The organism is Streptomyces sp. NPDC091412 (assembly GCF_044756885.1).
In the GTDB taxonomy this organism is placed as follows: Bacteria; Actinomycetota; Actinomycetes; order Streptomycetales; family Streptomycetaceae; genus Streptomyces.
On sequence record NZ_JBIVTV010000003.1, the window covers coordinates 728,455 to 739,403 of the forward strand.

Below are 10,949 nucleotides of genomic sequence, written 5' to 3' on the forward strand. Positions count from 1 at the left end.
CCGGCAGGCGAGCGCACGGCCGGTCAGCCCGTTGCCCGGGATTCCAGCATTCTCCTGGCCTCGGCGACCACCGCCGGGTCGGTGACGAAGTGCGTGTCCTGCTCGGCGGAGGCGCTGGAGGCGCCGAGGGGGATCCACGCGCCCCCGCGCCGGGGTTCGGCGCGGCGCTTCGCGGAGAGGTGGACGCCGGCGACACCGGCGGCGGTCAGGGCCGGGATGTCGGCGGGGCGCACCCCGCCGCCCGCCATCACCTGTACGCCGGGCGCGGCCTCGACCATGGCGGCGAGCGCGGCGAGTCCCTCTCCGGCGGCCGGGGCGCCGCCGGAGGTGAGCACCCGGGTGAGCCCCAGGGCGGGCAACAGCGCGGCGGTGGCGACCGGGTCCGCGGACAGGTCGATCGCGCGGTGCAGGGTCACCTCGACGGGGCGGCCCGTGTCATGAGCCGCCGCGGCGAGGCGGGTGACGGCGTCGGTGTCGAGGCCGCCGTCGGCGGTGAGCGCGCCGACGACCACGCCGGAGGCGCCGGAGTCGATCACGGACCGCACCTCGGCGACCATCAGGGCGATCTCCTCGGCGTCGTGGACGAAGTCGCCCGGTCGGCAGCGGACCAGGACCTGCACCGGCAGGCCTACGGCGGCGACCGCCTCGACGAGGGCGGCCGACGGGGTCAGACCGCCCAGTTCCAGGCCGGTGCAGAGTTCGACGCGATCGGCTCCGTGGTCGAGGGCGACACGGGCACCGGCCGGTGAGGTGACGGCGATCTCCAGTGTGGGCCGGCGGACCGGTCCGGCTGGGCCGGGCCGCCCGAGTCCGGGAACATCGTCGGCCGCCACCGGTGCCGGGGCCCGGCCCGCGCCGCCGGCCCGGGGCGGGCCGAGGGGCCGGATGGTGTGGTCGGTCATTCGTCGTCCCCGGTGAGCGGCTGGTCGGAGGCCGGGATGATACGGGCTGTCAGGTCCGGGTCGGCCATGTCGCGGTCGAAGGGGAACATCGGGCGGCGGATGCGGCGGTGGCCGAGGCGTACCAGGTCCTGGTCGACACCGCCGGGCGTGAGGGCCATCTTCCAGCCGACCGACATGTCGAACAGCTCGGGCTCCAGGTAGCCGATCTTGACGATCACGATGTCGGCGGAGCGCGGGTCGAGGTCGAGGTCGGTGAAGTCGTGCTCGTGGTGGTACGGCTTGCGCAGCCCGGTGAGGATCGCGTACACGCTGCCGACCCGGATGACGACCTCGGTCCCGGCGTCCCGGTCGCCGTGCTGGATCGCGTGGACCACGCCGGTGAGGGTGACGGGACCGGCGTGCCGGTCGTCGACCTCGGCGCCGGCGCTGACGGTGACGGTGGCGCCGACCCCGGCGGCGACGGCGGTCTCGATCGCGGCAGGGCCGGGTACCGAGGCGTAGATGACGGTCGGCCCGTCCTCCTTCTGGAACTCGGGGCGCTCCAGCAGCCGGGTCAGGCCCCAGGTGACGTCACCGGCGCCGCCCGCGGTGGGGTTGTCGCCGGTGTCGCTGATGAAGTACGGCCGCTGGTCGGAGGCGAGGGCCTCGTCGAGGAGATCGTCGTACGTGCCGGTCGGGGCGACGAAGTCGAAGTCGTGGCGGGCGTTCCAGAAGCCCCGGGCGAGTCGTTCGGCCCCGGCCGAGACCGCCGCCGTGTCGTCGCCGGTGACGACCACGACGGCGCGGTTGCGGGGTTCGTCGGCCCAGGCGTAGCCGACCCAGATGGCGGCGTCCGTCACGCCGTCGGCGGCCTCGACCTCGTCGACCGCCGCGTACACGCTCTTCGCGGGTTCGATCCGGGTGGAGGTCTGCTCGCCGGCCAGCAGCACCGGGACCGGGACCCACGCCTTGACCGGGCGGGGGGCGCCGGACGCCAGCAGGTCGACCAGGTTGCGGACGGCACGCTCCTTGGTCTCCATGTGGTCCTCGTGCGGGGCCATCCGGTAGCAGGTGATCAGGTCGCTGCGGTGGGTGAGTTCGCGGGAGACGTTGCCGTGCAGGTCCATCGAGGTGGAGACGATCACGTCGGGGCCGACGGTGGCGCGGATCCGCTCCAGCAGCACGGCCTCGGCGTCGTCGATCCCCTCCACGGTCATGGCGCCGTGGATGTCGTACCAGAGGCCGTCCAACCGGGGCAGCGCGGCGAGGCGTTCGATGAGCTCCTCGGTGAGCGCGGTCCAGGCGGCGGCGGTGACAGTGCCGCCGGGCAGCGACTTGCCGACCAGAGCGCCGTGCCATTCGGCGGCCTCACGCAGTTCCTCGCCAGGGGCGAGGAAGGGGTACCGGTCGAAGATCTCGGCGCCGCGCGAGGGGTGGAAGGCGGGGGCCTCGGTGCGGGCGGGGGAGAAGGTGGAGGACTCGATGCCGAGCCCGGCGACGGCGATGACCGGGCGGGCGGCGGGGGTGCGGGTGTGCGACATGGCTCCTCGGACGGGGTGTGGTGCGTGAGGCTCGTTGCGCGGCCCGCCACGAGGGGGCGTGCCGCGGACGTCGGTATCCAAGCGGGTGCGGGGACTTCGGGAGTGGAGTGGCCCCGGGACAGGTCCCTGGGTTTCAGGGCTCGGGGGCCGGGACCGGGGGATCGCCCGGGAGCCGGAGTACGGGCCGCGGTTCCCGGGCAGGTATGTCGCCGCGTGCGCGGAGTAATTTCCGTGACTGTCAGGCTTTTTGCAGTGGCGTCAGATCCCTCCGCGGCCCGCGGCGGTGTGCTGCCGGTCGGCGCCGGGGGTGGTGCGGCCGATGTCGCCGAGGGCGCGGGTCAGGGCACGCTGCAGGGCGAAGAGTCCGGCGCCGACCAGGCCGGCGTCGGCGCCGAGACTGGCCCGCTCAATGGTGAGGTGTTGGGTCACCAGCGGGTGGCAGCTCTCGTAGAGCTTGCTGCGCACCGCGGCGACGAACGGTTCGAGGGTGGAGAGGATGCCGCCGAGGTAGACGGCGTCCGGGTTGAAGAAGTTGACGTTGGCGGCGAGCACCTGGCCGAGGTGGTCGCCTGCCCTGCGGACGGCGCGGGTGGCTTCCGGGTCGGCGTCGGTGGCGAGCCGTACCACGTCCTCCAGGCCGGCGACGTCGAGACCGCGTTCGCGCAGGATGCGGACGAGCGCGGCGCCGGACGCCACCGTCTCCAGGCAGCCGGTGTTGCCGCAGGAGCAGGGGATGTCGGCGCCGCCGTCGATGCGGATGTGGGTGATGTCGCCGGCGGCTCCGGTGGCGCCCCGGTAGAGGCGACCGTCGGCGATGACGCCGGCACCGATCGCCGAGCCGATCTTCACCATGATCGACTGCCGGTGTTCGGCGGGCCTGACGCTCTGCTCGCCGACCGCCATGCAGTTGGCGTCGTTGTCGACGGCGGCCGGGACCCCGAAGCGCTCCTCCAGCCAAGCGGCGACCGGGAAGCGGTTCCAGCCGAGCATCCGGGAGGGCAGGACGACGGCGCCGGAGGCGACGTCCACCGGCCCGGGCAGGGAGAGCCCGACGCCCCGGAGCCCGTCGCGTCCACGCTGCTCGACGAGGGACTCCAGGTGCTCGACGAGCCTCGGCAGGGCGGCCTCGGGACCGTCGGCGACCTCGAACGGGACGTTGGCGACATCACGGACACCGCCGCCAGGGAGCACCACACCGATCCGAGCATGGCGGCCGCCGACGTCGGCGGCGACGGCGTACTCGTCGTTGCTGCCCACCCTGAGGACCCTGCGGGGGCGGCCGCCGGTGGAGGACTGGGTGCCCTCCTCGGCGATGAGCCCGCGCTCGACCAACTGAGCCACGGTCAGGGAGATGGTGGAGGCGGCCGTGCCGAGGAGTTCCGCGAGTTCGGCGCGGGACGACGCCTGGCCCGAGGCGACGAGTTCGAGGACCCGCGTGGCGAGGGTGGTCGTGCCCTTCGGGAACACGCCCTTGGTGGTCTTGCGGTCCCGTGCACTTATTTCAGTCATGTACGAAGTAACTTCCGCAACGGTGGGTGTGACGGAGACAGTACGCCCGATCAGGTGGGCGGGGAACAGCTCCATGAAGAAAGTGGAGAGTGTTGAAGCAGGTGAAATCGCCTCAAATTGACACATAGACATCGGCTGAGGCGTCTGGAGTGGATGGATGTGACTTTTATCGAGTCCGCAGGACCTTACTTTTTACTAATTCTTGTTTGTTTGTTCGGCGCGTCCGTCGTTGACTGTCGCCGTACACAGCGCCGACCCCGCGGCGCCGACCCGGTCTCCCGGGACGGGTCCTTTCACTCTGAGGAGAGCCATGTTCCTTGCTCACACGGCGGCCGGCCGCCGCTGGGCCCTCGTCGCGGGTGCCGCCGTCACCACTGGCGCGCTGCTCACCGGCTGTTCCGGCGGTGGTACCTCGTCCTCGGGCTCGGCGTCGTCGGACACCATCAACTACGCCCTCCCGGCGAACTTCACGCCGAACTGGATCCTCCCGGTCGGCACCGCCTCGCACCTGAACACCAACAACTCCTCCATATCCCAGGCCGTCTGGGAGCCGCTGATCGCGTACGACGGTTCCACCGGCAAGGTCGGCTGGAACAAGGACAACTCGCTGGCCACCGACGCGAAGTTCGCCGCGGACAGCAAGAGCGTGACGATCACCCTCGGCGATCGTCACTGGAGCGACGGCAAGCAGATCACCTCGCGCGACGTGGAGTTCTGGTTCAACCTGGTCAAGGCCAACAAGGCGGACTGGGCAAGCTACAGCCCGGGCAAGGCGCCGGACAACTGGACCTCCTTCAAGACGATCGACGACACGCACTTCACGATCACCTTCGACAAGGCGTACAACCAGGAGTGGATGCTCGCCAACGAGCTGAGCATGATCCGCACGATGCCGCAGCACGTCTGGGACAAGACCAGCGACTCCGGCGCCGTCTCCGACCTGGACCGCACCGCCGCCGGGGCCAAGAAGGTCTGGACGTACCTCAACAACGCCGCCAAGAAGATCAGCGGCTACGCGACCGACCCGCTGTGGAAGACGGTCAGCGGCCCGTACACCATCAAGTCGTTCTCCACCGCGGGCAAGGTCGAGCTGACCGCCAACGCGAAGTACGACGGCGGCGGCAAGGCCAACATCAAGAACGTCAACCTGCTGCCGTTCACCACCACCGAGGCCGAGGTGAACGCCCTCCGCGCCGGCACCGTCGACTACGGCTACATCAACGCCACCGACCTGAGCCAGGAGTCGTCCTTCAAGGCCAAGGGCTACTCGGTGAAGCCGTGGACCGGCTGGGCGATCACCTATCTGCCGTACAACTTCAACAACCCCACCATGGGCCCGGTGTTCAAGCAGCTGTACGCCCGCCAGGCGATCCAGATGTCGGTGGACCAGACCACGCTCTCCAAGGTGGTCTTCAACGGCACCGCCGTCTCCACCTACGGCCCGATCCCACAGGGCCAGGCCTCGTCCTTCGTCTCCCCGGAGCAGAAGAACAACCCGTACCCCTTCGACACCGCCAAGGCGAAGAAGCTGCTCACCGACCACGGTTGGACCGAGCAGGGCGGCACCATGGTGTGCACCAGCCCCGGCACCGGCGACAACCAGTGCGGCGCGGGCGTCGACAAGGGCACCAAGTTCGAGATGGAGGTGCTGTCCCAGTCCGGCTCCACCGTGACCGACAACATGATGAGCGCGCTGCAGTCGTCGTTCGCGAAGACCGGCATCAAGTTCGGCATCAAGACCGCCCCCGTCAACTCCGTCCTGTCGCAGGCCGGCCAGTGCACCGCCGACCAGTCGAGCTGCAAGTGGCAGCTGTCCTTCTTCGGCACCGCCGGCAGCTGGTACTTCCCCGCCTACCCGAGCGGTGACTCGCTGTTCGCCACCGGCGGCGGCTCCAACTTCGGCAACTACTCCAACGCCGAGGTCGACAAGCTGATCACCGAGACCACCACGTCCTCCTCGAACGAGGCGGTGCAGAAGTACAGCGCCGCGCTCGCCAAGGACCTCCCCGTGGTCTGGCTGCCGGAGCCCGACTACCAGATCTCCGTGGTCAAGGACGGCCTCGGCGGCTTCGCCCAGGACTCCCTCGCCAACTTCCACCCCGCCATGTGGAAGTGGACCAAGTAAGCCCGGTCGGTGCCCGCGCGGGCCTGTGGAGCCGCCCGGCCACCCGGCCGGGCCGCCCCGGGACCCGCGCGCACCCCTCGCGCGCCGGCGCCACACCGGCACCCGCCACGCCGGCACCCACGTCCCAGTGACGTCCATGTCCAGGTGACGCCCGCGCGCGCCACAGACACGAAGCGACCGGAAAGCACATGAGTACTTCCTCGTACCTGATCAGACGTGTCCTCCAGGCCGTCGCGGTGATCGTCATCGTGACGATCGTCGTCTTCGGCCTGCTGCACGCCCTGCCCGGAGGCCCGGCGCGCGGGATCCTCGGGCCGCAGGCCACCGCACAGCAGATCGCCCACTTCAACCACGAACAGGGTCTCGACAAGCCCCTGCCCGTGCAGTACTTCTACTACCTCGGCCAACTGCTGCACGGTGACCTCGGGACCTCGTACACCCTCAACGAGCCGGTCTCCCAGCTCATCACCGAGCGGCTGCCGAAGACCCTGGTCCTCACCGTGCTGTCGGCTCTCGTCGGCCTCGTCCTCGCCATCCCGATGGGCATGTGGCAGGCCGTGCGCCGCAACAAGCCGGTGGACTACGTCATCACCACGCTGAGCTTCATCGCCTACTCCACGCCCGTGTACTTCCTCGGGCTGATCCTGGTACTGGTCTTCAGCCAGGCGCTGGCGTGGTTCCCGTCGCAGGCTCCGCAGGGCGAGACGCTGGGCCAGGTGTTCTCCGAACCGCAGGCCCTGGTACTGCCGGTGGTCGCGGGCGCGGCCTCCATGGTCGCGGTGTTCAGCCGCTACATGCGGGCGGCCACCCTGGAGAACCTCTCCGAGGACTATGTCCGCACGGCCAGGGCGGGCGGCTCCCGCGCCCGCGCCATCCTGTGGCGGCACGTGTTCCGCAACTCGCTGACGCCCGTGGTCGCCATGCTCGGCTACTACGTGCCGGTGCTCTTCGGCGGCGCCCTGGTCGTCGAGCAGCTCTTCAACTACCCCGGCATGGGGCTGCTGTTCTGGACCGCCGCGCAGTCCTCCGACTACCCGGTCCTGCTGGGCTGCGTCCTGGTGATCGCCGTCGCCACCGTCGTCGGCACCCTGCTCGCCGACATCGTCCAGCGGATCATCGACCCCCGAGTGAAGGCAGGCCGGGCATGAGCGCCGTCATCCAGCCGGACATGGCCCCGACGAAGGCCGCCGAGCCGCGCGAGGCCTCCGGCGCACGACTCGCCGTCCGCCGCTTCCTGCGCAACAAGCTGGCCGTCGTCGGACTCGCCGTCGTGGTCCTCTTCTTCCTGTTCTGCTTCGCCGGTCCGCTGGTGTACTCCACCGACCAGACCCACACCATGCTTCAGCAGGTCAACCTCGCCCCCAGCGGCGCGCACTGGCTCGGCACCGACGCCGTCGGCCACGACGAGCTGGGCCGACTGATGTACGGCGGCAAGGTCTCCCTGATCGTCGGCCTCGCCGCGGGCGTCCTCGCCACCGTCATCGGCACGCTGTGGGGCGCCGCCGCCGGCTACGCGGGCGGCTGGATCGACGCCGTGATGATGCGGATCGTCGACGCCGGCATCGCCATCCCCGCGCTGTTCATCCTGCTCGTGGTCTCCGCCATCACCACGCCCGGCCTGACCGGTCTCGTCCTCATCCTGGGCCTGGTGTCCTGGCTGGTGCCGTCCCGGCTGGTCCGCGCCGAGACGCTGACCCTGAAGAACCGGGACTACGTCCTGACCCTGCGCGCCATCGGCGGCACGCACGCCCGGGCGATCCTGCGGCACATCCTGCCGAACTCGGTCTCCACCATCATCGTCGCCGCGACCTTCCAGGTCGCCGACGCCATCCTGCTGGTCGCCTACGTCTCCTATCTGGGCATGGGAGTCCGGCCGCCGCAGACCGACTGGGGCGGCATGCTCTCCGCAGGTCTCACCGCCGCCTACTCCGGCTACTGGTGGCTCATCCTGCCGCCCGGCCTGGCCATCATCCTGGTGGTGTGGGCGTTCAACGCGATCGGGGACGGACTCCGCGACGCATTCGATGTGAGGGGACGCGGATGACCGCCACCACCAAGGGCTCCGCCGCCCGCACCGCGGCGTCCGGCCCGATCCTCGAACTCGACGACCTCGGCGTCGTCTTCACCACCGAGACCGGCGACGTACCCGCGGTCAGGGGCGTGTCCCTCCAGGTCGAGCCGGGCGAGACGCTGGCCCTGGTCGGCGAGTCCGGCTCCGGCAAGTCGACCATCGCGCTCGCCGCGATGGGCCTGCTCGCCGGGAACGCCCGCGCCACCGGCAGCGCCGTCATCGCCGGCACCCAGATCGTCGGCGCCTCGGAGAACGGCCTCGCGGCGCTGCGCGGCAAGACCGTCTCCATGGTGTTCCAGGAGCCGGCCACCGCGCTCGACCCGCTCACCCGGATCGGGAAGCAGATCACCGAGGTGATCCGCAACCACCGCGAGGTGTCCGCCAAGGACGCCGCCGCCGAGGCCGTCGAACTGCTGCGCCGGGTCGGCATCCCCGAACCGGAGAAGCGCGCCCACGCCTACCCGTTCCAGCTCTCCGGCGGACAGCGTCAGCGGGTCGTGATCGCCATGGCCATCGCCAACGAGCCAGGCCTGCTCATCGCCGACGAGCCGACCACCGCCCTCGACGTGACCGTGCAGGCCGAGATCCTCGACCTGCTGCGCCGGCTCGCTGTCGAGACCGGCACCGGCGTGCTGCTCGTCACCCACAACATGGGCGTCGTCGCCGACTTCGCGGACCGGGTCGCCGTCATGTACCACGGCGAGATCGTGGAGACCGGATCGGTCGAGGACGTCCTGCTGCGCCCCGCCCACGACTACACCCGGCGCCTGCTGGCCGCGGTGCCCCGGCTGTCCGTCGCCGAGGCCGCGGACGGCACCGGCCGGCTTGCCGCGTCCGTGCCGGCCCGGACGCACCGTTCCGCGGCCGAGCCGTCGGCCCCGCCTGCCGGGCCCGGCGGCCCCGAGGGCGAAGCGGTGGTCGAACTGCGTGACATCAACGTGGTGTTCGGCCGCGGAAAGGCCGCCGTACGCGCCCTCGACGGAGTGTCGTTCCGGGTCGGGCCGGCGGAGACCCTGGGCCTGGTCGGCGAGTCCGGCTCCGGCAAGTCCACCGCCGCCCGGGTCGCGCTCGGCCTGATCCCGCCCACCTCCGGCACCGTCTCCCTGTTCGGCGCCGACCTCGGCCGCACCCGCGCCCGGGCCCGCCGCGCCCTGCGGGCCGGTATCGGTGTCGTCCTCCAGGACCCAGTGGCCTCCCTCGACGCCCGGATGACCGTCGGCGAGTGCATCGCCGAACCCCTCCGGGTCCACCGTCGCGGCCTGTCCGCCAAGGACCGGCAGGCCAAGGTCGCCGCCGTCCTCGACCGGGTTCGGCTGCCACGCGAACTCGCCCGGCGCGCGCCCCGCGAACTCTCCGGCGGACAACGCCAGCGGGTCAGCCTGGCCCGAGCGCTGATCCTGGAACCCCGGCTGCTGGTCGCCGACGAACCCACCAGCGCCCTCGACGTGAGCGTGCAGGAAACGGTCCTGGAGGTCATCACCGAACTCCAGGGCGAACTCGGCTTCGCCTGCCTGTTCGTCTCCCATGACCTCGCCGTCGTGCAGCACTTCGCGCAGCGCGTCGTCGTGATGCGCGCCGGCCGCATCGAGGAGCAGGGCTCCACCGGGACGACCCTGCTGCGTCCGGAGACCGACTACACACGCCGTCTGCTGGCCGCCGTGCCGGTGCCCGACCCGGTGGTGCAGCGGGGCCGCAGGGCCGAACGCCTGGCCACCCTCGCGGCCGGCCGTACGGAGGCCCAGGCGTGACCGGACCTCTTCTCTTTCCCTACGCCCCGCAGGACCCTGCCATTCCCACCACCCTCCGGCCACTGTTCGCCGGCATCGACATCGGCGGCACCACCACCCAGGTGGTGCTCTGCTCGGACGACCTGACCGTCCTCGACCGCGCGGAGACCGCCACCCCGGCGCTCGAGGGCGGCCGGGCCATGGTGGACGCCGCGCTCGACGCGCTCGCCCCGCTGCTGGCCCGCACCCCGGGCCGTCTGGTGGGCGCCGGAATCGGCGCCGCCGGGGTGGTGGACTCCGCGAACGGCCGCATCCTGGTCGCAAGCGACTCCTTCCGCGGCTGGGCCGGCTTCGCCGTCACCGCCGCCGTCGAGGAGGCCCTCGGCGTCCCGGCCTTCCTGGACAACGACGTCAACGCCTTCCTCTACGGGGAGGTCTGCGGCGGAGCGGTGCGCGGCGAGGCCGATGTCCTCGGCATGACCCTGGGGACCGGCGTCGGCGGCGCTCTGTGGACCAACGGCGCCCTGTACGCGGGTCCGCACGGCGCGGCCGGCGAGATCGGGCACATCCCCGGCTTCGGTGACCTGCGCTGCTCCTGCGGCGGGCGCGGCCACCTGGAGACGCTGGCCTCCGGCCGCTCCATCGGGGCTCGTTACGCCGACCGCACTGGCAACCACCTCACCGCCCGCGAGGTCGCCGAGGCCGCAGCCCTGGGCGACGAGGACGCTCTCGCGGTGTACCGCGCCGCGGGAGCGGGCATCGCCCGCGCGATCGTGATCACGGCGGGCGTCGTCGACATCACCACGGTGGTCGTCGGCGGCGGAGTCAGCCGCGCCTGGCCCCTCCTGGAGCCCGTCATCCTGTCTGCCCTCGCCGTCGAACCCCCGGTCAGCGGCCACCCCGTCCGCCTGGTCCGGGCCGCCCTGTCCTCCGACGCCGTCCCGGTCGGCGCCGCCGCCCGCGCCCGACGCGAACTGGGCATGGAGGTGAGAGCGACGGTGTAGGGACAGGACCACCGGCCCCGAAGTCCGCGGGCCCGACCCGCGGACCACACCGGCATGGCGGCCCGGGTACGCGCGGAGCCGGCGTGTGAGC

Annotated in this window: 8 protein-coding genes; 5 read left to right on the top strand and 3 right to left on the bottom strand. The window is 71.5% G+C overall.

Annotated elements, in window-relative coordinates:
- Positions 1–23: 23 nt before the first annotated feature.
- The 3 genes from ACIQMV_RS11275 to ACIQMV_RS11285 all read right to left on the bottom strand — a co-directional run bounded on the left by ACIQMV_RS11275 (position 24) and on the right by ACIQMV_RS11285 (position 3,931).
- Positions 24–902 carry a copper homeostasis protein CutC gene (locus tag ACIQMV_RS11275; protein ID WP_402592434.1) on the bottom strand — a complete coding sequence of 293 codons (879 nt, stop codon included), beginning with the start codon at positions 900–902 and terminating at the stop codon, positions 24–26.
- Positions 899–2,422: a M81 family metallopeptidase gene (locus tag ACIQMV_RS11280; RefSeq protein ID WP_402592435.1), complete on the bottom strand. Its 1,524-nt coding sequence runs from the start codon at positions 2,420–2,422 to the stop codon at positions 899–901. Before ACIQMV_RS11280 ends, ACIQMV_RS11275 begins: the two co-directional genes overlap by 4 nt.
- Positions 2,423–2,680: 258 nt before the next feature.
- Positions 2,681–3,931 carry an ROK family protein gene (locus tag ACIQMV_RS11285; protein ID WP_402592436.1) on the bottom strand — a complete coding sequence of 417 codons (1,251 nt, stop codon included), beginning with the start codon at positions 3,929–3,931 and terminating at the stop codon, positions 2,681–2,683.
- Between the two features lie 310 nt (positions 3,932–4,241).
- On the opposite strand from ACIQMV_RS11285, the gene ACIQMV_RS11290 reads away from it, so the two are divergent.
- From ACIQMV_RS11290 to ACIQMV_RS11310, 5 genes are all read left to right on the top strand, one after another.
- Positions 4,242–6,056 (top strand): peptide ABC transporter substrate-binding protein, encoded by a 1,815-nt coding sequence (locus tag ACIQMV_RS11290; protein ID WP_402592437.1) that lies wholly within the window; start codon positions 4,242–4,244, stop codon positions 6,054–6,056.
- A 188-nt stretch (positions 6,057–6,244) separates the two neighbouring features.
- Complete coding sequence (locus ACIQMV_RS11295; RefSeq protein WP_141356626.1) at positions 6,245–7,204, top strand: ABC transporter permease; 960 nt, start codon at positions 6,245–6,247, stop codon at positions 7,202–7,204.
- Complete coding sequence (locus ACIQMV_RS11300; RefSeq protein WP_401770632.1) at positions 7,201–8,100, top strand: ABC transporter permease; 900 nt, start codon at positions 7,201–7,203, stop codon at positions 8,098–8,100. The genes ACIQMV_RS11295 and ACIQMV_RS11300 overlap by 4 nt, the downstream gene beginning before the upstream one ends.
- Positions 8,097–9,875: a dipeptide ABC transporter ATP-binding protein gene (locus ACIQMV_RS11305; RefSeq protein WP_402592438.1), complete on the top strand. Its 1,779-nt coding sequence runs from the start codon at positions 8,097–8,099 to the stop codon at positions 9,873–9,875. Before ACIQMV_RS11300 ends, ACIQMV_RS11305 begins: the two co-directional genes overlap by 4 nt.
- Positions 9,876–9,937: 62 nt before the next feature.
- Positions 9,938–10,858, top strand: a complete 921-nt coding sequence (locus tag ACIQMV_RS11310) for an ROK family protein (protein WP_402592472.1) — start codon at positions 9,938–9,940, stop codon at positions 10,856–10,858.
- Positions 10,859–10,949 lie beyond the last annotated feature (91 nt).